Origin of the sequence: Hydrogenophaga sp. PBL-H3 (assembly GCF_010104355.1) — a bacterium.
GTDB lineage: Bacteria > Pseudomonadota > Gammaproteobacteria > Burkholderiales > Burkholderiaceae_C > Hydrogenophaga.
This window is the reverse complement of sequence record NZ_CP044972.1, coordinates 63628-86816: the sequence shown is the minus strand read 5'-3', so window position 1 is coordinate 86816 and position 23189 is coordinate 63628. Positions and strand designations below refer to the sequence as shown.

General features: G+C 68.3%; 17 protein-coding genes. 12 read left to right on the top strand and 5 right to left on the bottom strand.

Annotation, left to right across the window (positions count from 1 at the left end; all coding sequences use genetic code 11):
- The first annotated feature begins 5 nt into the window (after nt 1–5).
- On the top strand, nt 6–170 hold the full coding sequence (locus tag F9Z44_RS00380; RefSeq protein ID WP_159608530.1) for a DUF1328 domain-containing protein: 165 nt from the start codon (nt 6–8) through the stop codon (nt 168–170).
- Between the two features lie 5 nt (nt 171–175).
- On the opposite strand, the gene F9Z44_RS00375 is transcribed toward F9Z44_RS00380, so the two are convergent.
- The 3 genes from F9Z44_RS00375 to F9Z44_RS00365 are packed head-to-tail and all read right to left on the bottom strand — an operon-like array spanning nt 176 to nt 3680.
- Nucleotides 176–901 (bottom strand): hypothetical protein, encoded by a 726-nt coding sequence (locus tag F9Z44_RS00375; protein WP_159602536.1) that lies wholly within the window; start codon nt 899–901, stop codon nt 176–178.
- Nucleotides 898–1386, bottom strand: a complete 489-nt coding sequence (locus F9Z44_RS00370) for a cyanophycin metabolism-associated DUF1854 family protein (protein WP_159602533.1) — start codon at nt 1384–1386, stop codon at nt 898–900. Before F9Z44_RS00370 ends, F9Z44_RS00375 begins: the two co-directional genes overlap by 4 nt.
- Nucleotides 1383–3680, bottom strand: a complete 2298-nt coding sequence (locus tag F9Z44_RS00365) for a cyanophycin metabolism-associated ABC transporter (RefSeq protein WP_159602530.1) — start codon at nt 3678–3680, stop codon at nt 1383–1385. Before F9Z44_RS00365 ends, F9Z44_RS00370 begins: the two co-directional genes overlap by 4 nt.
- Before the next feature lie 211 nt (nt 3681–3891).
- On the opposite strand from F9Z44_RS00365, the gene F9Z44_RS00360 reads away from it, so the two are divergent.
- A complete protein-coding gene (locus F9Z44_RS00360; RefSeq protein WP_159602527.1) occupies nt 3892–6042 on the top strand; it encodes a cyanophycin synthetase family protein in 2151 nt (716 codons plus the stop codon).
- 49 nt (nt 6043–6091) lie between these two features.
- Nucleotides 6092–8668 (top strand): cyanophycin synthetase, encoded by a 2577-nt coding sequence (gene cphA / locus F9Z44_RS00355; RefSeq protein ID WP_159602524.1) that lies wholly within the window; start codon nt 6092–6094, stop codon nt 8666–8668.
- A gap of 12 nt (nt 8669–8680) precedes the next feature.
- On the opposite strand, the gene F9Z44_RS00350 is transcribed toward cphA, so the two are convergent.
- On the bottom strand, nt 8681–9763 hold the full coding sequence (locus F9Z44_RS00350) for an acyltransferase family protein (protein WP_236574215.1): 1083 nt from the start codon (nt 9761–9763) through the stop codon (nt 8681–8683).
- Nucleotides 9764–10060: 297 nt separating this feature from the next.
- Between F9Z44_RS00350 and F9Z44_RS00345 the strand changes: the two genes are divergently transcribed.
- Entirely contained in the window at nt 10061–12526 is a 2466-nt protein-coding gene (locus F9Z44_RS00345; protein ID WP_159602518.1) for a cation-translocating P-type ATPase, read from the top strand.
- Between the two features lie 15 nt (nt 12527–12541).
- Here F9Z44_RS00345 and F9Z44_RS00340 read toward each other — a convergent pair whose 3' ends face one another.
- Nucleotides 12542–13696: an HPP family protein gene (locus F9Z44_RS00340; protein ID WP_236574214.1), complete on the bottom strand. Its 1155-nt coding sequence runs from the start codon at nt 13694–13696 to the stop codon at nt 12542–12544.
- Nucleotides 13697–14353: 657 nt separating this feature from the next.
- Here F9Z44_RS00340 and F9Z44_RS00335 point away from each other — a divergent pair.
- From F9Z44_RS00335 to denD, 8 genes are all read left to right on the top strand, one after another.
- Nucleotides 14354–14995, top strand: a complete 642-nt coding sequence (locus F9Z44_RS00335) for a Crp/Fnr family transcriptional regulator (protein ID WP_236574404.1) — start codon at nt 14354–14356, stop codon at nt 14993–14995.
- A 139-nt stretch (nt 14996–15134) separates the two neighbouring features.
- Nucleotides 15135–17291, top strand: coding sequence for a SulP family inorganic anion transporter (locus F9Z44_RS00330; protein ID WP_159602509.1), 2157 nt, complete (start codon nt 15135–15137; stop codon nt 17289–17291).
- A gap of 292 nt (nt 17292–17583) precedes the next feature.
- Nucleotides 17584–18345: a FadR/GntR family transcriptional regulator gene (locus F9Z44_RS00325; protein WP_159602506.1), complete on the top strand. Its 762-nt coding sequence runs from the start codon at nt 17584–17586 to the stop codon at nt 18343–18345.
- Complete coding sequence (gene ltnD, locus F9Z44_RS00320; RefSeq protein ID WP_159602503.1) at nt 18342–19265, top strand: L-threonate dehydrogenase; 924 nt, start codon at nt 18342–18344, stop codon at nt 19263–19265. Before F9Z44_RS00325 ends, ltnD begins: the two co-directional genes overlap by 4 nt.
- Nucleotides 19262–20539 (top strand): 3-oxo-tetronate kinase, encoded by a 1278-nt coding sequence (gene otnK / locus F9Z44_RS00315; RefSeq protein ID WP_159602500.1) that lies wholly within the window; start codon nt 19262–19264, stop codon nt 20537–20539. The genes ltnD and otnK overlap by 4 nt, the downstream gene beginning before the upstream one ends.
- Complete coding sequence (locus F9Z44_RS00310; RefSeq protein ID WP_159602497.1) at nt 20536–21213, top strand: class II aldolase/adducin family protein; 678 nt, start codon at nt 20536–20538, stop codon at nt 21211–21213. Before otnK ends, F9Z44_RS00310 begins: the two co-directional genes overlap by 4 nt.
- A gap of 95 nt (nt 21214–21308) precedes the next feature.
- Entirely contained in the window at nt 21309–22106 is a 798-nt protein-coding gene (gene otnI / locus F9Z44_RS00305) for a 2-oxo-tetronate isomerase (protein WP_159602494.1), read from the top strand.
- A complete protein-coding gene (denD, locus tag F9Z44_RS00300) occupies nt 22103–23137 on the top strand; it encodes a D-erythronate dehydrogenase (protein ID WP_159602491.1) in 1035 nt (344 codons plus the stop codon). The genes otnI and denD overlap by 4 nt, the downstream gene beginning before the upstream one ends.
- The last annotated feature ends 52 nt before the right edge of the window (nt 23138–23189 follow it).

Here is a 23189-nt window from a genome sequence, read left to right as displayed (position 1 = left end):
CCGTCATGCTGCACTACGCCGTCGTCTTTTTTGTCATCGCCCTGATCTCGGCCGTGCTGGGCTTCGGGGGGCTGGCCGCCGGTGCGGCGGGCATCGGCAAACTGCTGTTCGCCATCTTCATCGTCATGGCCATCGTGACCATCGTGGCCGACCTCGTGCGCCGGCGCTGAGTGCCTCAGTGGCCGCGCGTGTTGCTGTCCACAGGCAACAGCGCCTTGGCAGCCTCGATGCGCAGCGCCAGCGGCGCTGCCGCGTCGTTCATCACCGAGAGCAGGAACTGCCTGGGCTGCATCGGCGCACTGCCGGTGGGTCCGGGCAGTCTTGTTTGCACAGCCTGGCTGGTGGGCGTTTCGGCGCGCACCTCGGCCGGCGTCAGGCGCTGCAGGGCGTGGGCCCAGGCGTCGGGCGAGACGGGTTTCAGCCGCGAGAGCAGGTCGGCTTGCTGGTCCAGGCCGGGTGCCATGTCCAGCCACGGGTCTTCCCCGAACACCGCGGGCAGGTCGGGGCTGACAAAAGCCGACCAGTTGCCGGTGGCCTCTTGGCGGGCGGGAACCGCTGGCGCAGGGCGCACCGGGCCCGCTGACGACGCGTCGGCCTGAGGCCACATGGCGATGCGCGAGGGCGCGACCTCGGGCAGGTAGCGCAAGCGCAGCTGTTCCAGAAAGTGCCGGGCCTGCGCCAGCGCCACCGCTTGCGCCAGCGAGAACCACAGCTGGTAACTGTCGGTGCCGGAGACCGCGATGGCCGGGGCGGGCAGTTCCAGGTCGGCCTGCACGCCTTGCCAGACGGCGCGCAGCGCGGGCCAGTCGGCGGGCCGGGCCAGGCCCAGCACCAGCACCCTTGTGTGGCCGTCGGTGGGGACAGGAAAGAGGCGCTCTTGCTCGGTGTCGAGCCGGCTCACAGGAAACGCTCCAGGTAGCGGCGCGAAGCCCGGTCCAGCTGGTTGCGGTCGGGGATGTCGAACACCACGCCGTGCGCGCTGGTGATCAGCAGGCGGCGCTGGCCCGGCAGGCGGCGGATGTCCTCCTCCACCTTGAGTACCAGCTCGGTCGGGCCGCGGTCGGTGTCGACCTGCCAGGTGCTGGGTGTGCCGAAGGTGCTCACCTCGCGGATGCGCAGCACCACCGGCGAGAACTCCCGCTCGGCCAGCGCCTGCGTGAGCAGGGTCCGGCTCGGCTCGTCGAGCGCATCGAGCCGGGCCACGAACACCACCTCGTGCCCGTCGGGGCCGACGATGGAGATGGACTCCATGGGCGCGCTCAGCGGGAAAGAGCGCACCACCTGCACGCCCACCTGAGGTTCACCGCTGGCCACGCGGCACACCCAGCGGCCCTGGGTGTCGCGGTGCAGGTCGAAGTTGGCCATCGAGCTGTTCGTTGTGTTCATGGCGGGAGGGTGCCGGTGTGGGCCGAGGGCTGCGGCAGGCGGTGGGCCAGGGCGTTGTCGATGTGGTCGGGGTCTTCGGCGGCGGCCTGGCGGGCCTGGGCTTCGTGCAGGCGCCAGTAGTGGCCCTGGCGCGCCATCAGCTCGTCGTGCGGGCCCACCTCCACCACCTCGCCGCGGTCCATCACCACCAGCCGGTCGGCCTTGCGCAGCGTGGACAGGCGGTGTGCGATGGCAATCGTCGTGCGGCCCTGCACCAGGTTGTCCAGCGCCTTCTGGATTTCCTTCTCGGTCTCGGTGTCCACCGCCGAAGTGGCTTCGTCCAGGATCAGGATGCGCGGGTCGATCAGCAGCGCCCGCGCGATGCTGATGCGCTGGCGCTCACCGCCCGAGAGGCCCTGGCCGCGCTCGCCCACCAGCGAGTCGTAGCCGTGCGCCAGCCGCAAGATGAAGTCGTGCGCGTGGGCCGCGCGCGCGGCGGCCACGATCTCCTCGCGCGTGGCGCCGGGTTTGCCGTAGGCGATGTTGTCGGCCACGGTACCGAAGAACAGAAAAGGCTCCTGCAACACCAGGCCGATGTGGCGGCGGTAGTCGGCCACCCGGTAGCGCCGGATGTCGGTGCCGTCGAGCTCGATGCGGCCTTCGGTCACGTCGTAGAAGCGGCAGATCAGGTTGACCAGCGTGCTCTTGCCCGACCCGCTGTGCCCGACCAGCCCGATCATCTCGCCCGGGCGGATGTCCAGGTTCAGGTCTCGGATCACGGAGCGGTTGCCGTAGCGGAACGCGATGCCGTGGATGCTCAGGCCGCCGCGCACCGGCACGTCCTGCACCGGCTCGGCCGGCTCGGGCACGTTGGACACGTGGTCCAGGATGTCGAAGATGCGCTTGGCGCCGGCGGCGGCCTTCTGCGTCACCGAGACGATGCGGCTCATGGAGTCGAGACGGCCGTAGAAGCGGCCGATGTAGGCAATGAACGCGGTGAGCACACCGACCGTGATGTCGCCCTTGGCGATCTGCCAGATGCCGAACGCCCAGACCACCAGCAGGCCCACGTCGGTGAGCAGCGTGACGGTGGGCGTGAACAGGCTCCAGGTCTTGTTGATGCGGTCGTTGACCGCGAGGTTCTGCGCGTTGGCCTCGTGAAAACGACCGGACTCGCGCCGTTCCTGCGCAAACGCCTTGACGACCCGGATGCCCGGGATGGTGTCGGCGAGCACGTTGGTCACGTCGCCCCACACGCGGTCGATCTTCTCGAAACCGGTGCGCAGGCGGTCGCGCACGCGGTGGATCATCCAGGCAATGAACGGCAGCGGCAGCAGCGTGACCAGCGCCAGCCAGGGGTTGATGGAGAACAGGATGGCCGAGGTCATGAGCAGCATCAGCACGTCGGTGGCGAAATCGAGCGCGTGCAGCGAGAGAAACACCGAGAGCCGGTCGGTCTCGGAGCCGATGCGGGCGATGAGGTCGCCGGTGCGCTTGGCGCCGAAGTAATCGAGCGAGAGGCCCAGCAGGTGGTCGAACGCGCTGGTGCGCAGATCGGCGGCGATGCGCTCGGACACCAGGGCCAGCAGCCAGGTGCGCGCCCAGCCCAGCCCCCAGGCCACCAGGCCCGCGCCCAGCAGGCCCGACAACAGCAGGGCCACATAGCCGGTGTCGATCTTCTGGCCGTTCTGGAACGGGATCAGCACGTCGTCCATGAGCGGGATGGTCAGGTAGGGTGGCACCAGCGTGGCGGCGGTGGACGCCAGCGTGAGCAGGAAGCCCGCCAGCAGCTGCCAGCGGTAGGGCCGCGCAAAGCGCCACAGCCGCAGCAGCACCCAGGTCGACGGGATCTCGGCCAGTTGTCGCGCGCAGACCTCGCACTCCTCGCTGTCGGGGCTCAAGGGCGACTGGCACGACGGGCAGCGCTGGCTCGCTTCGGGGACGGGTGCCGCGCCACTCTGCAGGCGGGCGATGGCCTGGTCGAACTGGCGCACGAGCCGCAGCGCGGCCGGGTTCTGCGCCAGGGTGAAGCGCCAGCGTGTGCGCAGGCCACTGCCGTCCAGCAGGTCCAGCGTGGCCACGCCGGCCAGGTCGGTGTGCTGCAGACGCAGCGTGCTGTCCAGAGGCCAGGCTTTGCTGCCGCCCTGGGCCGGCACCTGCAACAGTTCGTTCGGCGTGAGCAGCAGCTCGCCGCTGGCGAAATGCCCCTGCTCGTCCAGGTCGAGGGTCATGCGGGCCAGCACGTCCTGTGGGGGGGTGTCCGCCGGGGCGGGGCCGCTGGCGGCGGGACGGGTGTTCGCTGAGGTGGTTTGCATGAACCGGAAATTGTGCGCCAAGTCGCCAGCGTTGCTGGTGTGACATAGAGCCACAATTTGTCGTGCCCGGCTCAGCCGTGTGCCCCCGGGACAGCGCAGAATGCGGGTGTCGGGTGTTTGCAGCTCCCGCACCGGGCGGCGCCGCAGGCGTGCGCCCTCCGTTGACAGCCGGGCCCACTGCCCGGCTTTTGTGCGTTCAATCCCAGGTTTTATGGATTCAAACCGTTTCGCGCTGACCGTGCTCCGCCATCGTTTTCTGGGGGGCCCCAACGTCTGGACCTACCGCTCCGCGATGGAGGTCTGGCTGGATCTGGGTGAGCTGGAGCAGCACCCCTCCCACACCATCGATGGCCTGACCGACCGGCTGCTGGCCCTGTTGCCGGGTCTGGCTTCCCACCACTGCGGCGTGGGCGAGCCCGGTGGTTTTCTGCAGCGGCTGCGCGAGGGCACCTGGGCCGGCCATGTGCTCGAGCACTGCGTGATCGAGTTGCTCAACCTCGCCGGCATGCCCACCGGTTTCGGCCAGACGCGCAGCACCAGCCAACCGGGCGTCTACCGCATGGTGTTTCGCGCGCGCAACCGCGCCAGCGCCGAGGCGGCCCTGAGCCACGGCCATGCGCTGCTGCAGGCTGCCATGAACAACGAGCCTTTTGACGTGACCGCCGCCGTGAAGGCCCTGCACGACGTGGTCGATGCGACCTGGCTCGGCCCCTCCACGGCGGCCATCGTGAGCGCGGCCACCGAGCGCGGTATCCCGCACCTGCGCCTGACCGATGGCAACCTGGTGCAACTCGGCCAGGGCGCGCGCCAGCGCCGCATCTGGACAGCCGAGACCGAGCTCACCAGCGCGATCGCCGAGAACATCGCCTGCGACAAGGACCTCACCAAGTCGCTGCTGCTGAGCTGCGGCGTGCCGGTGCCCGAGGGCCACATCGTGGCCAATGCCGCCGAGGCCTGGGAGGTGGCGCAGGACATCGGGCTGCCGGTGGTGGTCAAGCCCAGCGACGCCAACCACGGGCGTGGCGTTTCGCTCGAACTCAGCGAGCAGGCCGACATCGAGCGCGCCTTCAGCATCGCCGACGCCGAGGGCAGCGACGTCATCGTCGAGCGCTACATCCTGGGCAACGAGCACCGCGTGCTGGTGGTGGGCGGTCGCGTGGTGGCGGCCAACCGGGGCGAGAGCCTGTGGGTCACGGGCGACGGTGTGACCGACGTGAAGACCCTCATCGACCTGCAGCTCAACAGCGACCCGCGCCGTGGCGAGGCCGAAGAATTTCCGCTGGAGACGATCCGGCTGGAGCGTGAACCGGCCATGACCCTGTTGCTGGAACGCCAGGGCCTGGGGGCCGATGCCGTGCCCGCCGCCGGCCAGCGCGTGCTGGTGCAGCGCAACGGCAACATGGCCTACGACTGCACCGACGAGGTCCACCCCGAGGTGGCCTACATGGCGAGTCTCGCGGCGCGCGCCGTGGGGCTGGACATTGCGGGCATCGACATGGTCACGCAGGACATTGGCCGCCCGCTGCACGAAGTGGGTGGCGCCATCGTGGAGGTCAACGCCGGCCCCGGGCTGCTCATGCACCTGCGCCCGGCCATCGGCCAGCCCCGCCCGGTGGGTGAGGCCATCGTGGCCCAGTTGTTCGACCCCGCCACGCCCATGGCCGGGCGCGTTCCCCTCATCGGCGTCAGTGGCACCCGGGGCACCGCCTTGCTGGCCCGGGCCGCGGCCTTCCTGCTCGACCTGGCCGGTGCACCGGCCGGTCTCGCGTCAAGCGAAGGCATCCACATCGGGCGCCGGCGCATCGAGCGCGCCGGTGCCGACTACTGGGAGCAGTGCCAGCGCCTTCTCATGAACCGGGAGATCCAGGGCCTGGCGGTCGAGACCACGCCCTCGCTCATCCTCGACCACGGCCTGCCCTACGACCGCTGCCTGGTGGGCGTGGTCACCGACCTCGGCGGCTGGGAAGGCCTGGCGCGCCACGACATCTTTGATGCCTCGGGCATGCCGCGCGTGCTGCGCACCCAGATCGATGTGGTGCTGGAGCAGGGAGCCTGCGTGCTCAACCTGGACGAGCCTGGCGTGGTCGAGCTGGCCGCGCATTGCGACGGCGGCTGCCTGGGGTACGGCGCCGGGCCCGTGCCGGCCGGCGTGACCATGCCGCGCACGGTGCGCTGGCAAGGCGAGGCGGTGTGCCTCATCGACAACGACGCGGTGATTGCCCGCGCGCCGCTGGCCGGGATCGCCGATCCCGCGACGGCCCACATCCTGTGTGGTGCCGCTGCAGCGGCCTGGGCCGCGGGCATGAGCCCGGCGCTGGTGGCCGCCGGCCTGCAGCGTTTTGACACCCTGCCACGCACCTGAGCCACCCGCCGCTGCCCGACCGATCTCCAACCGAATTCCGCCCTTCCCCATGGACATTTCCCGCATCCGTGCCTTGCGTGGTCCCAACCTCTGGACCCGCCAGACCGCCATCGAAGCCATCGTGCATTGCCTGCCCGACGAGCGCTCCCTGACCTCGTTGCCCGGCTTCGAGGCCGCGCTGCGCGAGCGCTTCCCGCAGCTCGACAGCTGGCCGCGCCCGGCCAGCGACCTCTCGTTGGCCAATGTGCTCAAGCTGGTGACCTTGGGCTTGCAGGCGCAGGCCGGCTGCCCGGTGAGCTTTTCGCGCTGCACCGAAACCGTGGTGCCCGGGACCTACCAGGTGGTGGTGGAGTACACCGAGGAGCCTGTGGGGCGCGAAGCCCTCAAGGCCGCCGAGCAGCTCATTGCGGTGGTGCGCGGCCAGGCCGATGTGGCCTTTGACGTGGAGGCGGTGATTGCCCGCCTGCGCGAGATCGATGAAGACGTGCGCCTGGGTCCGTCCACCGGCTCCATCGTCAACGCGGCGGTGGCCCGCGGCATCCCGTTTCGCCGCCTCACGCAGGGCTCGCTGGTGCAGTTTGGCTGGGGTGCGCGCCAGCGCCGCATCTGGGCTGCCGAAGTCGACAGCACCAGCGCGGTGTCGGAAAGCATCGCCCAGGACAAGGACCTCACCAAGAACCTGCTGCGCGCCGCCGGCGTGCCGGTGCCGCTGGGCCGTCCGGTGGACAGCGCCGACGAAGCCTGGGTCGTGGCGCAGGACATCGGCCTGCCGGTGGTGGTGAAGCCGCGCGACGGCAACCAGGGCAAGGGCGTGACGGTGAACATCATTTCGCGCGAACACCTGGAGCTGGCCTACCGCGCGGCTGTGGAGTACGGCCAACCCATGGTGGAGAAGTACCTGCCCGGCAGCGACTACCGCCTGCTCGTGGTGGGTGACCGGCTGGTGGCCGCGGCGCGGCGCGACCCGCCGCAGGTCACTGGCGACGGCGTACACACCGTCGCCCAGCTGGTGGAGGTGGTCAACGCCGACCCCCAGCGCGGCGACGGCCACGCCACCTCGCTCACGCGCATGCGCATCGACGACATCGCCCTGGCACGCCTGCAGATCCAGGGCCACACGCCCGATACCGTGCCGGCCAGGGGCGAGCGCGTGGTGCTGCGCAACAACGCCAATCTCTCCACCGGTGGTACCGCCACGGACGTGACCGACGACGTGCACCCCGAGGTGGCCGCGCGCGCCGTGGCCGCCGCCCGCATGGTGGGGCTGGACGTGTGTGGCGTGGACGTGGTGTGCGAGACCGTGCTCACACCGCTGGAAGTCCAGAGCGGTGGCGTCGTGGAGGTGAACGCCGCGCCCGGCCTGCGCATGCACCTGAGCCCCTCGTACGGCAAGGGCCGCGCCGTGGGCGAGGCCATCGTCGACCACCTCTTTCCGCCCAGCCAGAACGGCCGCATTCCGGTGGTGGCCGTCACCGGCACCAACGGCAAGACCACCACCGCGCGCCTGATCGCGCACCTGCTGCACACCCAGGGCCTGCGCGTGGGCATGACCAACACCGACGGCGTGTACGTGAACGGACGCCAGACCGACAGCGGCGACTGCGCCGGGCCGCGCAGCGCGCGCAACGTGCTCATGCACCCCGAGGTCGACGCGGCGGTGTTCGAGACCGCTCGCGGCGGCGTGCTGCGCGAAGGCCTGGGCTTCGACCGCTGCCAGGTGGCCGTGGTCACCAACATCGGCTCGGGCGACCACCTGGGCCTGAACTACATCACCACGGTGGAAGACATTGCCGTGCTCAAGCGCGTGGTCATCCAGAACGTGGCGCCTACCGGTTACGGCGTGCTCAATGCGGCCGATCCGCACTGCGTGCGCATGGCCGAGGTCTGCACCGGCAAGGTGATCTTTTTCGCGAGCGACGGCAACCACCCGGTGCTGGCCACGCACCGCGCGCAAGGACGCCGCGCTGTCTGGGTGGACGGCGCGTACATCATTGCCTGCCAGGGCGAACGACGCCACGAGGTGGCGCTGGCCGATATCCCCATGACCATGAACGGGCGCATCGGCTTCCAGGTGGAAAACGCCATGGCGGCGCTGGCCGCGGCCTGGGGCCTGGGCATTCCGTGGGCCCGCATCCGCAAGGGCCTGGCCACGTTCCAGAGCGACGCCGGCAGCGTGCCCGGACGCTTCAACCTCATGAGCCTGCGCGGCGCCACCGTGATCGCCGACTACGGCCACAACCCGGACGCGATGCGCGCACTGGTCTCGGCCGCCGAGGCCATGCCGGCCCAGCGCCGCCTGGTGGTCATCAGTGGCGCGGGCGACCGGCGCGACGAGGACATCCGCGAGCAGACGCGGATCCTGGGCGCGGCCTTTGATGAGGTCATCCTGTACGAAGACGCCTGCCAGCGCGGCCGCACCGAAGGCGAGGTCACGGGGCTGCTGCGCCAGGGGCTCGAAGGCGCCACGCGCACCCGCCGCATCGACACCATCCAGGGCGAGTTCGTGGCCATCGACACCGCACTGGAGCGTCTGCAACCCGGTGACCTGTGCCTGGTGCTGATCGATCAGGTGGAGGCCGCGCTGGGCTACCTGCGCGAGCGTTGCGACCCCGTCCCCGCTGCCTGAGCGCCGCGGAACTCAGCGGGCTGGTGCCGCGCGGCCCAGCCGGCCCAGGCGCTGCTCCACCCCGTGGTGGAAGGCCGCACCCGCCAGGTTGCAGGCCAGCCAGGCCACCCCCACCCCGAGCGTCTGCACCCAGGCATCCGGGCTGGCGTAGCGCGTGAACCAGGCGTTCACCACCAGCGCCACCGGGAAGTTCAGCAGGAACACCCCATACGAAATGCGGCCCAGGTAGCTCAGCAGGCGGCTGCGCGGCCAGGTGAACAGCCAGCCGCTGCGGTGCGCCCAGGCCAACGCCAGCGCAACCCCCAGCGCCAGCGCGATGCGGGTGCGCCAGTCCAGCGCAAGCGACAGGGCGGTGAGCAAGGCCATGCCGGCCAGCCAGGCCGATGCGCTGCGCCCCGCGTCTGCGCGGCTCAGCCAGTAGGCCAGCGCCCCCAGGCCGTAGGCACCAAAAAAGTAGACCGCCCAGTTGTCCCAGCCGCTGTCGCGGTTGAAGTGAAACAGCGATGCCAGCACCACGGCGGCCACCAGCATGGGGGCCGCAAAGCCGAACCGCCGACCCAGCCACAACAGTCCGAGCAGCAGTGCAAACAGCTGCACGTCGATGGCCACGTACCAGACGCCCGCCGACAACGAATCCACACCGAGCAGGCTGTGGATCAGCAGCGCATGTGCCACGAACTGCCACAGGGTGGGTGGGGCCGGCAGCGAGTCGTGGGTCATCCAGTACCGGGCGATTTCGGTGCACACCATGGCGAGCAAGAGCGCCGCCATCAGCGGCAGGCTCACCCGCGCGAAGCGCTGCCACAACATGGCCAGCGGGCGCTCGGTGCGCAAGCGCCCGCCAGGCGCCAGGCTGCGTGCGGCGAGGAAGCCCGCCACCACCAGAAAGATCTGCACCGCCATGCGCGCGTTCTGACTGAACCAGCCCACGAGACCCGGGGCGAGCTGGTGCGTCCAGTCCGACATGGGGCCGTAGAACGCGAGGTGGTGCAGCACGATGAGCTGCGAGCCGACAGCCTTGAGCGCGTCGATGAAGGGCATGCGCTCGGGGGAGGGCTTGGGGTGCAACGCGAACGACCCGTCGGCGTGTTTCACAGGTTCAGACGGCCGCATCTTCTCTCGCCCCTGCAAGCTTCACCTGCCGTGGTGCGCCAGCATTGTTGGTCTGGCCCATACCGAAGTTCAACAACATACGAAACCTTGCGCCACAGGCCAGTGCCTGCTGTTGGCGCAGTCTATGCGACATGCCTGGTTCGCTGCCTCGGGCGGTTTGCCGATCTGCAGGGACCGCCCAACCCATTGCGTTGACAATTCCCGTCGACGGTCCACGAGGCTGCCCAACCGCATACCCGCCGTCATGCGGAACACCATCGCGACCCTCCCTCACGCCCCATGAGCCAGCGCCACGTCCCCCTCGACAACATCCCTGCCCTGGATTCGGGCGTGGCGGGTTTGAACGCCATACAGGTCGAGAAGCAGCGTTCCTTCGGTTTCAACGACATCGTGCCGCAGGCCGCCAGCGGGTGGCGGGTCGTTGCGCGAGACACGGCGCGCGACCCGATGCTGTGGTTCCTGGTGCTCACGGCGGTTCTGTTCGGGCTGCTGGGCCAGGTCACGGAGTCGCTGACGCTGCTCGTTGCGATGGTGCCGCTGCTGGGCATGGATGCGTATCTGCATCAGCGAACGGTCGCCTCTGCGGCAGGCCTGGCCAGCCGGCTGGCCAGTTCGGCACGGGTGCTGCGAGACGGGCAATGGCAGGCCATCGCCTCGCGGGAGCTGGTTCCCGGTGACCTGGTCGAGGTGACGCCGGGCGAATACTTTCCGGCCGACGGCTTGCTGGTGTCTGGCACGGGCCTTCAGGTGGATGAGTCGACCTTGACCGGCGAGGCCCTGCCGGTGGCCAAGCGCACCCTGGAGCCCACCGCGCCTTTGCCGGCCCGCACATCCGAGGAACACTGGGGTACCGCAGGGACACGCCTGCTGACCGGCACTGCCTGGCTGCGTATCGTCTGCACCGGCGGCCAGACGCGCTATGGCGAGATCGTGCGTTCCGCCGCCGAAGGGAGCCATGCAGCGACTCCGCTGCAGAAGGCCATCGGGGAACTGGTGGCCGTGCTGCTCGGCGGGGCGGTCGTGATGTGCGTTGTCCTCGCCGCGGTCAGGCTGTGGCACGGCCACGGGTGGATCGATGCGCTCCTGAGCGCGGTGACGCTGGCCGTGGCCGCGCTGCCCGAAGAGTTCCCCGTTGTCTACACGTTCTTTCTCGGGGTCGGGGTCTTGCGGCTGGCGCGCAAGAAGGCGCTGGTGCGGCGTGCGGTCGCGGTCGAGAACATCGGCCGCATCACCTGCATCGTGTCCGACAAGACCGGAACCATCACGGCGGGTTCGTTGGTGCTCGCCCATCGGGCGCCGGCTGACGGCCTGGACGAAGCCTCGGTGTTGCAGGTCGCCACGTTGGCCGCGCGGCCGGACAGCGGTGACCCGCTGGACCAGGCCCTGCACGGCGCGGCTGGGCCATTGCCGCAAGCAACCCGGCTGGCCGACTTTCCATTCACGGAGGCCCGGCGTCGCGAGACGGTTGTCTGGTCCCGGGCTGCTGGCGAAACAACGGCCTTCACGAAGGGAGCCCCGGAAACCGTGCTGGCGATGTGTGCGTTGTCCGACCATGAACGGGACGGCTGGATCGCACGGGTGGAGGCGTACGCCCGGTCCGGCCACAAGGTCATCGCCTGTGCCCGGCGCGGGTTGCCCGCAGGGGCACAGATCAGCGTCGAACCCGAGGAAGGTTTCCAGTTCGCGGGCTTGCTGGCCTTCGAGGACCCGGTTCGCGATGGGGTGCGGGAGGCGATCGCGGACTGCATGGCCGCGAGCATGCGCGTGATCATGGTCACCGGTGACCACCCGGCCACGGCCACGGCGATCGCCCGCGAGATCGGGCTCGGCGGATCAAGTCCGCAGGTCGTGGTGCTGGCCCCCGAGGACGACGCTGGGGCCGTGCTCGGCGGCCATCCCGGGCTGCACGTTGTGGCGCGTGCCACACCCGCCCAGAAGCTCGCACTGGTGAAAGCCTTGCAGGCCGAAGGCGAACTTGTCGCCGTCACGGGTGATGGCGTCAACGATGTGCCGGCGCTGCGCCAGGCCGACGTCGGCGTGGCCATGGGCGAACGCGGCACGCGCAGCGCGCGCGAGGTGGCACCGGTGGTTCTGCTCGATGACAACTTCAGGACCATCGTTGACGCCGTGGCGGAAGGCCGTCAGCTGTTTCAGAACCTGCGCATCGCCTTTGCATACCTGCTGCTGGTGCACCTGCCGATCGTGTTGGGCGCTGCGGCGATCCCGCTGATGGGCCTGCCCTTGCTCTTCCTGCCGATCCACATCGTGTGGCTCGAACTGGTCATTCATCCGACCGCCATGATGGCCTTTCAGGATCTGCCCTTGCTCGGGCCGCTCGCGCCGGTACAGCGCCATCGACGGGCACGCTTCTTCTCGGCGCAAACATGGCTGGGCATTGGCCTGATCGGGGGCCTGGTGAGCGTTGCCGTGGTCTGGAGCTACCTTCACGCGCTCGGCACCGATCGGGACGTCGAGCATGCGCGGGCGATGGCGCTGGCCGTGCTGCTGGTGGCCAGCGCCGGCATCACGACGGGCCTGACCCGACTGCGCCAGGCCACCTCGCGCGGACTCGTTGTCGCCAAGCTCGTATCGCTTGGGGTGATCGTCCAGACGCCGGCGATCAGCCAGCTGTTGAATCTCAGGCCCCTGCACGGCGCCGACTGGGCGCTGGTCTGCCTGGCGTTTGTCGTGATCGGCCTGATGACCCTGGGCTTGGCCTCGCGAATGAGGCAACACCCGGACTGAGCCCGAGGTCATTCCTCATGAATGAAGCGTCTGCTGCTCGTCACCCACCTTGTCTGGAGCGCTTTGCCCGGGCGCCGAACCCACCCGCGACAGTGCCGCCACAACGTCGGACTGCGTGACGATGCCCACCAGTCGGTCGCTGCCATCAATGATGGGAATGTGGTGGTGCCCGGTGCTGCCGAACAAGGGAATGAGTTCCGCGAGGTGCCGGCTCACGCTGGCCACACGGACCTTGCGCGTCATGATGTCGCCGACGAGGCCGGGCCTGGCGGACGCCGTGCCGTCTGTCCAGCCCCGGAGTTGGCGAAGTCGGGTCTCGAAGGCCTCGCCGCTGACGCCTTCGGCTTCCCGCATGAAATCGGCCGGCGTGACGATACCCACGATAGCGCCAGAGGCGTTGACCACCGGCAGGGCCTTGATGCGATGTTCGCGGAACAGCGCCCAGGCTTGTTGCAAGGGCATCTGGTAGCCCACCGTGACGAGGTTGCGCGACATGATGTCGCCGCACCTCAGATGGGCCAGTTTGCGCTGATAGGCACTGAGTTGCGTGTCTTGCAGAAGTGCCTTGAGGTCGTCCCGGCTGACGTCAAGCACCTGGTTGTAACGAGCGAGCACGGCGTCCAGGTCCGCGTCCACAGCGTCGGCCTCATCGTCGCGAGCCTGACGGCTGGCGGCGACCGTCGGTCTGTGGGGGTAGGGTCTTCGGGTGGCGCCGTTGTAGATCATGCCGATGGCCACCAGGAGTACCGAGTTCACCAGCACCGGCGTGAGCGCAAACTGCGGATCGCTGATGCCGTTGAGCGCCACCAGCAAGGCCGACGCGCCACCGGGCGGATGCAGGCATCGCAGGGCGAACATCAGGGTGATGGCAAGGCCCACGGCGAGCGCCGCAGCGATCTCCGGGTTGCCGACCCAGCGCACGCAGGCAATGCCGATCAGTGCAGACAGGGTGTTGCCGGCCACGATGGACCAAGGCTGCGCGAGGGGGCTGGCGGGCACCGCGAACACCAGCACCGCGCTGGCGCCCAACGGAGCGATCAGCCAGGGCCACGAGGTGCCCGAACCAGAAAGTGCCCTGCACACCAGCGCAGTTGCCAGGATGCCCAGTGCCGCACCCACCACGACACGCAATCGCTCGCGCCAGTCAGCGCCCACGGAAGCGGGTTGCAAGGCGCGCAACCACGCCTTCGCGGAATCAAGGCGCGCAGGCCCGGGCTGGTTGCGTGGTGTTGGGGGGCGCAAAGCGAAAGTGCCTCGATCAAAGTGAAGCAGTCTAGCGAATGGTGCCTCGCGAGAAGGAGGTCTTGCGGGCTGTCGAGCCGCTGGCACGTGCCGGGGTGGTGCGTGGCACTGCCATCTTTCTGTCATACCCAGCCCCTAGACTTCGTGTGCACCCGCGGGTCCTGACGGGTGGGAAGTATCGGGACACCACATTCAACAGATCGGCAGGCGGCCTGGGTGAGCCCAGGCCTGTCAGCGCCGAACCGGCGCTTGATCGCCATGCCATTGGCGGTGAGCGGGTCAAACCAGGCTGCTTGCGGGTCGCCGCTGAGCACACCATCCCCCGGATTCAAGAACAGCGTTGTTCACGCCCAGCGCATCACCGCGGTGCGACCACAGCGGCTGAAACAGCGCGTGTAGGTATCTTGTTTGTAGTGGAAGTCCCTAGGGAAGTCCGCCGTTCCTCCTGCGTACCGAACCGCTGTTATGAGACATTGACGTCTTGAAACACATGCAGCGCTTTGCGCACGGAGGTGAGCGACCCCATTTGGCAATTCACTGCATGCCGTTGATGTATGGGCTGCTCTTGAGGAGTTGACGGTGGAAATGCAGTTGATGGCGTGGATTGCGTCGAGCCTGGTGTTCGTATCGTTCTTTATGAAGACCATCATGCCGCTGCGCGCGGTGGCGATTGGCAGCAATGTGTTGTTCATCAGCTATGCCCTCATGGGACTCCATTTCGGCGTGTTCGACAAGGTCTTGCCTATCCTGATCCTCCACATGGCCCTGCTGCCGTTGAACATCGTGCGCTTGCGCCAGATCCGGGCAACGATTCGGGGGGTGAAAAATGCAACCAGCCGGGAGAAATCGCTGGAGAGCCTGATTCCCTACATGAGCCAGGAGCGGTGCGGCAAAGGAGAGGTCATTTTCAAGAAAGGTGATGCCGCCAACCGCCTGTACCTGATCCGCAAAGGTCGTGTGTCGCTCGTCGAGATCGGTAAATACCTTGTGCCCGGAGACATGTTTGGCGAGATCGGTGTCTTTTCCGATCATGCGCAACGAACCCTCACGGCCGTGTGCGACGAGGATTGCGAGCTGTTTGCCATCACCAAGGAAAAGGTGGTGGAACTCTTCTATCTCGATCCTGGATTTGGATTTTTCATTGCCCGCGCACTGACGCGTTACGCAAAAGAGCGCAATCCGGTGGATGATCCGCAGGCGCCGGCGACGGCGTCAATCATGGGGTGACAGGTTGGCTGCACGGCATTGGAGATGCCGTCTTTGGCCGGCGTACGTGCGAAATGAGAGAGATGGGATACATCGTGATGACGGTTCTTTGGGTGCAACCACCAGCAACGCTTCAGTTTGAGTCCAGCCCGTGCAGTTCATGAAGCCCGTGCTTGCACGGGTGGGGCGAGACCTCACCGCCGCCGTCATTGTCAGCCTTGCCTCTGTTTCTTTTTACGTTTCAGCGGCCTCCCTGCTGTTCCAGGGGACACTCGCGCCGCATCTTCCCGTTGCCATCGGTTCGGTTCTGCTGGGCGCCGCCGTGCTGGCCGTGTTCGGTGGCGTGTGGGGATCGCTTCCATTGGCCTCTGTGGGCCCTGTTCCCAGCACCGTCTCGGTGCAGGCTGCCATTGCGGCAGCGGTGGTGGCCCAAACCTCAGCGCCAGCGGCATTGCCGACCGTGATCGCCTCGATGGTGATCACTGGTCTGGCCATTGGTGGCTCGTGGTGGGCCATGGGCCGGTTCCGCGCGGGCGACCTCATCCGCTACATCCCCTATCCGGTCATCGGTGGATTTCTCGGCGCGGTGGGCTGGATGATGCTGGCGGGTGGCATGGGCGTGGCCATTGGCCGGCCTTTCGGCCTGGCAGAGGCCTGGGGCTGGATGTCCAGGCAACCCGACGCGCGCCTCGCGAGCGGCATCGCCTTGGGTGTGCTCATCTGGTGGATCACCCAACGCTTCAAGCATGTGCTCGCCTTGCCCGGAGTCATCGTTCTGGCGGGCCTGGCCCTCCACGCCGGCTTCTGGCAGGCCGGCATGGACCTGGCTTCCGCCAGAGACCAGGGATGGCTGCTGGCGCAGTTCAGCCAGACGCTGCCGGTGTGGCCGTGGTCGCTGGAACTGCTGGGAACCGTGGACTGGCGCGTGGTCGCCCAGCAATCGGGATTGATGCTGTCAGCGGTGATTGCAGCCACCGTGTCCTTGTTGTTGTCCGACACCAGTCTGGAGGTGGCCTGGGAAGAGCGTGTCGACATCAATCGGGATCTGCGGGCGCTCGGTCAGGGCAACCTGCTGGCGGCTTTTGCAGGTGGCCTGACCGGCGGGGTTTCGATCAACCAGTCGGTCCTGAACCGGGACGCGGGCGCCGCCAGCAGAGGCAGCGGTCTGGCCAAGGCGGCCATTTGCCTGCTGGCCATGGGCTGGGGCGGCCCGGTCATCGCGCTGGTGCCGCGGCCCCTTCTGGGCGCACTGCTGATCTATCTGGGCCTGGGCATGATGAAGGGCTGGATCATCGACAGCCGCCACCGTTTGCCGATGCGCGACTACCTCACCGTGCTGGCGATCGTGGGCACCACGATCATGGTCGGCCTCCTGCCTGCGGTGTGTGTGGGGGTGCTGGCCTGCTGCCTTGAGTTTGCCGTGTCGTCGGCGCGGCAAACGCCTTTGCGACGAATACTCACGCGCAGCGCCTGGCCTACCAAGGTGGAGCGCAGCGCAGCCCACGCAGAGTTTCTGCAGGCGGCCGGCAAGCGCCTGTGCATTGTGGAACTTCAAGGCGTGCTGTTCTTTGGCTCGGTGACGCTGCTGACCCGGGACGTGGAGGCGCTGCTGGAACATCCGCTCCCACCCGAGCGCCTGCTTTTTGACTTCCAGCGCGTTTCCTGGGTCGACACTTCAGCGGGCCAGGCCCTGGCCCGGTTGTTCAAGCAGGCGCAGAGCCACGGCGTGCGGGTTGACATCAGCCATCCACCCGCATCCGTGCAGCTTGCGCTGGAAGCCGCCGGCTGCCTGCCTGCCGACGGGCCCAGGGTCTACGCCGACATCGACGCCGCAGTCAGCGACTGGGACGAGGGGGCGCTGGCCGCGGCAAGCGTGCCCGACCGTCCATTCCTGGCGGTCCTGACCGAATCGCTGCCACCGGGCACCACCGCCGAGCAGGTGATGTCGTATTTCGAGTCGGTCAACCTCGTCCCCGGGAACGTGCTGTTCGCCCAGGGCGAAGCTTCCGACGCGCTGTACCTCGTTCAATCCGGGCGGCTGTCGGCCCATGTCCTGGCAGGGGGACGGGAGCTGGCCGTGCGGTCCATTCTTGCCGGCAGCGTCATCGGCGAGATGGGGCTGATCCGGCACATGCCGCGCAGCGCCACCATCCGCGCCGACCTGCCCAGCAGGGTTCTGCGGCTGCCCACAACGAAACTGGAAACGATGGAGTCTCTGCATCCCGAACTGGCCGCGGCTCTGTACCGGTTGTTTCTGCGACAAATGGCGGACCGCATCGATCAACTGACGGCCCAGGCGAACGCGCAATCGCATTGAGGCGCCATGCCTCTGCCGTCCATTTCGCAATCAGCAGCGACGGGAGTTGGAGTTGACCCGGTCCGGTGGATGGTTTCCGGTTTGATTCTCAAACCATCTGGGCTGCTCTGCATCTGCGGACCTTGATGTACGGCAGGTGTTGAACATCAGATCAATCCGTCGAGCATCCGTCTCCTGCGACTTGCGTTCGATCTGCCGGGGCCTCGTTTCGAGGGAAAACCACGAGTGGATTTTTCGCTTGAATTTGTATGATGACCATATAAATTGACACAAAGAATCCCATTCAACAGCCATGAGCGACGCCCTTCAAGCGCCCGAACGCCTCACCGACAAACTGGCCGGTTTGCTTCTGCAGCGCATCGAGTCGGGCGAGTTGGCGCCTGACGAACGCCTGCCCACCGAACAACGTCTCGCCGAACAATTCGGGGTGTCACGCACGGTGGTGCGAGAAGCCGTCAGCCGACTCAAGTCCATCGGCTTGCTGACCTCGCGCCAGGGCTCCGGGGTGTTCGTGGCGCCACGCCACCAGGCACGCGCCCTGGCCTTTGACCCCATGGTGGTGACCTCCATGGAGAGCGTGCTCCAGGTCGTGGAGGTGCGCCGCGGGCTCGAAGCCGATGTGGCCGCCCTGGCCGCTCAGCGCATGACACCCGAGAAGGCCCGCGTGATTGCGGATGCACTGGAGCAGCTGGAGGCCTGCCCGCCCCAAGGTGCTCAGGGCGTGGAGGCAGACCTGGCCTTTCACCGCAGCATTGCCAGAGCCACCGAGAACCCGCAGTACGAACGGCTGCTGGGCTTCCTTGAACAGTACCAGCGCGAAGCCATGAGCGTGACGCGCACCAACGAAGCGCTGGACAGCGGCTACATGGTGCAGGTGCGCGAAGAACACCGCGCCATCGCTGAAGCCGTGATGCGCGGCGACGCCACGGCCGCGCGCCAGGCCGCCATGCTCCACATGAACAACGCGGCAGTGCGCCTGCACAACGCCGCTCCCTCGATCCGCCGCGCCCTCGGGGCGCTGCTTGCCCAATCCCCATCTGGTTCTTCCTCATGAGCAACGCATCCACACTCACACTCGGCGTCGTCGGCCTGGGCTCCATGGGCATGGGCGCCGCGCTCTCGGCCCTGCGCCAGGGCGTGCCCACCTGGGGCTGCGACCCGCGCGCCGAAGCCCGTGCGGCCTTCGAACAAGCGGGTGGTCGCGCCACCGCCAGCGTCGCCGAACTGGCCAGCCACTGCGACGTGGTGCTGGTGCTGGTGGTCAACGCTGCGCAGACCGAAGACGTGCTGTTTGGCGCGACAGGCCTGGCAACCTCGTTGAAGCGCGGCGGCGTGGTGGTGTGCTCCGCCACGGTGGACCCGGCTCTGCCTCCAGTGTGGGAACAGCGCCTCGCCGACAGCGGCCATTGGCTGATCGATGGCCCGGTCTCGGGTGGCGCCAAAAAAGCAGCCGCGGGGCAGATGACGGTCATGGCCTCGGGCAAGCCCGACGCCTTTGCGGCCGCCGGCCAAGTGCTCGACGCGTTCGCCGGCAAGGTCTACCGCTTGGGCGACCAGGCGGGCATCGGCTCCACCGTGAAGATGGTCAACCAGCATTTGGCGGGCGTGCACATTGCCACCGCCTGTGAAGCCATGGCGCTGGGCATTCGGGCCGGTGCGGAGCCGCGCCAGCTGTACGAGGTGATCTGCAACTCCGCCGGCATGAGCTGGATGTTCGAGAACCGCGTGCCCCACATCCTGGACGGCGACTACACACCGCTGTCGGCGGTGAACATCTTCGTGAAGGACCTGGGCATCGTGCTCGACGCAGCGCGCCAGCTCAAGTTTCCATTGCCGCTGGCCGCCGCCGCGCACCAGCTCTACCTCGCCACCGCGGCCATGGGCCTGGGCGGTGAAGACGATTCGGCGGTGGTGAAGTTTTACGCGCAAATGGCGGGTCTGGAACTGCCGCAGCCGCAGAAGGTCGCCGCATGATTCTGGGCGTTATCGCGGACGACTTCACCGGCGCCACCGACGTGGCCAGCATGCTGGTGCGCGCCGGCATGCACACGGTGCAGGTGCTGGGCGTGCCCGACGGCGGTCTGCCCCAGGCCGACGCGGTGGTGATCGCGCTCAAGACCCGCACTGTCGCACCGGACGAAGCGGTGGCGCAAAGCCTGGAGGCACTGGCCGCTTTGCGAACTGCAGGTGCCAAGCAGGTCTATTTCAAGTACTGCTCCACCTTCGATTCCACCCCGAAGGGCAACATCGGCCCGGTCACCGACGCGCTGATGGCCGCGCTCGGCACCGACTTCACGATCGCTTGCCCCGCCTTCCCAGAGAACGGCCGCACCGTGTTCCGCGGCCACCTGTTTGTAGGTGATGCACTGCTGAGCGACTCGGGCATGCGCCACCACCCGCTCACCCCCATGACAGACGCCAACCTGGTGCGTGTGCTGCAGGCGCAGACGGCTCACGCGGTGGGCCTGCTGCGCCACGACGCGCTTGACGGCGGCGTGCCGGCGGTGCGCGAGCGCATCACGCAACTGCGCGCCGAGGGCGTGAAGATCGCCGTGGCCGATGCGGTGAGCAACGCCCACCTGCTGACGCTCGCCGACGCCTGCGCCGACCTGCCGCTGCTGACCGCCGGATCGGGCGTGGCCCTGGGCCTGCCGCCGGCCTACGCGCAGCGTGGCTGGTTCACCCCCAATGCCAACGCCGCCACGCTGGAGCGCCTGAACGGACCCTCGGCCGTGGTGTCGGGCTCGTGCTCCGAGGCCACCAACGCGCAGGTGGCGCAATGGCAGACCGCCGGGCGCACTGCCTTGCTGATCGACCCGCTGGCCCTGCACGAAGGGCGGCAGACCGCCAGCACGGTGCTGGCCCAGGCCACCGCCGCGCTGGCCCAAGGCCCGGTGCTGGTGTACGCCACCGCCGCGCCCGAGAGCGTGCGCGCCGTGCAGGCTGCGCTGGGTGTGCAGGCCGCGGGTGCGCTGGTGGAACACGCGTTGGCCCACATCGCGCACGGCCTGGTGGCGTGCGGCGTGCGCCGGCTGGTGGTGGCCGGCGGCGAGACCTCGGGCGCCGTGGTGCAGGCGCTCGGTGTGCAGCAACTGCGCATCGGTGCGCCCATCTGTCCCGGCGTGCCTTGGACGCAGGCCCACCTTCCCGGCCAGGGCGGCACCGTGCAACTGGCGCTCAAGTCGGGCAACTTCGGTGGCGTTGATTTCTTCGCCCAGGCTTTGCGGCAGGCGGGGGTAGATCTGTGAGCACCCGCTGGCCCGCCGCCCAGGACGCCGTGCGCGCCGACATCGTGCGCGTGGGCACCAGCCTGTTCCAGCGCGGGCTCGTGCATTCCACCGCTGGGAACATCAGCGTGCGGCTCACCGCCGAGCAGGGCGGCGGTTTTCTCATCACGCCCACCGACGCCTGCCTGGGCTTTCTCGACGCCGGGCAACTGGCCTGGGTGGCGGAAGACGGCACCGCGCTGGTCGGTGCTCGCGCGAGCAAGACGCTCGCCCTGCACCGCCGTATCTATGCTGCAGCCTCCGACGCGCATTGCGTCCTGCACACACACTCCACACACCTCGTGGCGCTCACGCTGCACGGCGTCTGGCGCAGCGATGACATCCTCCCTCCGCTCACGCCTTACCAGGTGATGAAGGTGGGCCACGTGCCGCTGGTGCCCTACCGCGTGCCCGGCGATGCCACAGTGGCCGATGACGTGGCCGCACTCATGGCGGCATCGAACACTCCGCTGCGCGCGGTGATGCTCGAGCGCCTGGGCCCCACCGTGTGGCACGACAGCCCGGGCAGTGCCATGGCGCTGCTCGAAGAACTCGAAGAAACCGCGCGCCTGTGGCTGCTCACCGAGCGCCGCCCGACGCCACTGACCGATGCACAGATCGACGACCTGCGCGCCCGATTCAACGCCCCCTGGTAGAACCATGAACCCCCACGCTCATCACTTCGTGTATTCGCTGCCCCCCGAGGGGGCGCAAGCCTGCCTTGGGGCGGCCCGGCGGGAGGCTTGAACAGATGCCCCGCTTCGCCGCCAACCTGTCCATGATGTACACCGAGGTGCCGTTCCTCGACCGCTTCGCCGCCGCCGCGCGCGATGGCTTCGATGCGGTGGAGTACCTCTTTCCTTACGAGCACGCGCCGGGCGACATCGGCGCGCGCCTGAAGGACCACGGCCTCACGCAGGCCCTGTTCAACCTGCCTCCGGGCGACTGGGCCGCTGGCGAACGTGGCATGGCCTGCCACCCCGGGCGCGAGGCCGAGTTCGCTGCGGCGCTTGAGCAGGCGCTGCCCTACATTGAAGCGACGGGTTGTCAGCGCGTGCATGCCATGGCGGGCCTGATCCCCGCCGGCAGCGATACCGCCGCGCGCAACGCCACCTATGTTGCCAATCTCCGCCAAGCCGCAGCACGCCTCGCCCCGCTGGGCGTGAGCCTGCTGATCGAACCCATCAACAGCCGCGACATGCCAGGGTACTTCCTCAGCCTGCAGCAGCAGGCGCACGATGTGCTGACGGCAGTGGGTGCGCCCTACCTGAAGGTGCAGATGGACTTCTACCACTGCCAGATCATGGAAGGCGATCTGAGCCGGCGGCTGCAAAAGCACTTCGCTGGTGTGGGGCACATCCAGATCGCGGGCGTGCCCGACCGCCACGAACCCGATGGCGGCGAAGTGAATTTCCCGCACCTCTTCGACCTGCTCGACCAGCTGGGCTACGCCGGTTTCGTGGGCTGCGAATACCGCCCCAAGGCCGGCACCAGCGAAGGCCTGGGCTGGTTGCGCCGGTACCAGTCCTCACAGAAAGCACTTGCATGAAAGTCCTCATCACCGGCGGCGCCGGCTTCCTGGGCACGCGCCTGGCCCACACCCTGCTGCAGGCTGGCACGCTGCGCGGCGAGACCATCACACAACTGATGCTGGCCGACCTGGTGGCACCGCGCGACACGGTGCTCACCGGCGACGCACGCGTTCGGCACCACGCGGGCGACCTGCTGGCGAACATCCCCACCCTGATGGCCGAGCCGTGGGACGCGGTGTTCCACCTGGCCTCGGCCGTGTCGGGCGAATGCGAGGCCAACTTCGACCTGGGCCTGCACGCCAACCTGGACACCACACGCTGCCTGCTGGACGCCTGCCGCGCGCAGACCCTGGGTGGCCACCGACCACCGCTGTTCTTCTTCTCCAGCTCGGTGGCGGTGTTCGGCAGCGACGCCGCCGTGCCCCTGCCCGCCGTGGTGCGCGACGACACCCTGCCCACGCCGCAATCGAGCTACGGCATCCACAAGTTCGTGTGTGAACAGCTGGTGGCCGACTACACCCGCAAGGACTTCATCGACGGCCGCGCGGCGCGCCTCATGACCGTCTCGGTGCGCCCCGGTCGGCCCAACGGCGCGGCCTCGGGCTTCCTCTCGGGCCTGTTCCGCGAACCGCTGGCAGGTCTGCCCAGCACTTGCCCGGTGGACCTGGACACGCGCGTGGCGCTGTCGTCACCGGCCAACACGGTGGCGGGCATTGTGGCCGTGGCCAACGCCAGCCGCGAGGACTTCGGTGGCCGCACCGCCCTCAACCTGCCGGCGCTCACTGTGAGCGTGCGCGACATGCTCGCCGCGCTTGGAGATCTGGCCGGCCCCGAGGTGATGGGCCTCATCACCCACGTGCCCGACGCCGCGATTGCCGGCATCGTGGCCGGCTGGCCATCGCGCTTTGAGAGCGTGCGCGCGCCGCGCCTGGGTCTGGTGGCCGACACCAGCTTCACCGCCGTGCTGCAGCAGTACGTGCGAGACCAACCCGATGCGGTGGGCCTTCCCCAAGCCCGCGCGCGCCTGGGTCTGCCGCCGCGGGCCTGATCGCCTTTTTTTGTTTGCGTTCCCTGTTCCCTTCCCCCAACCACAACGGAGA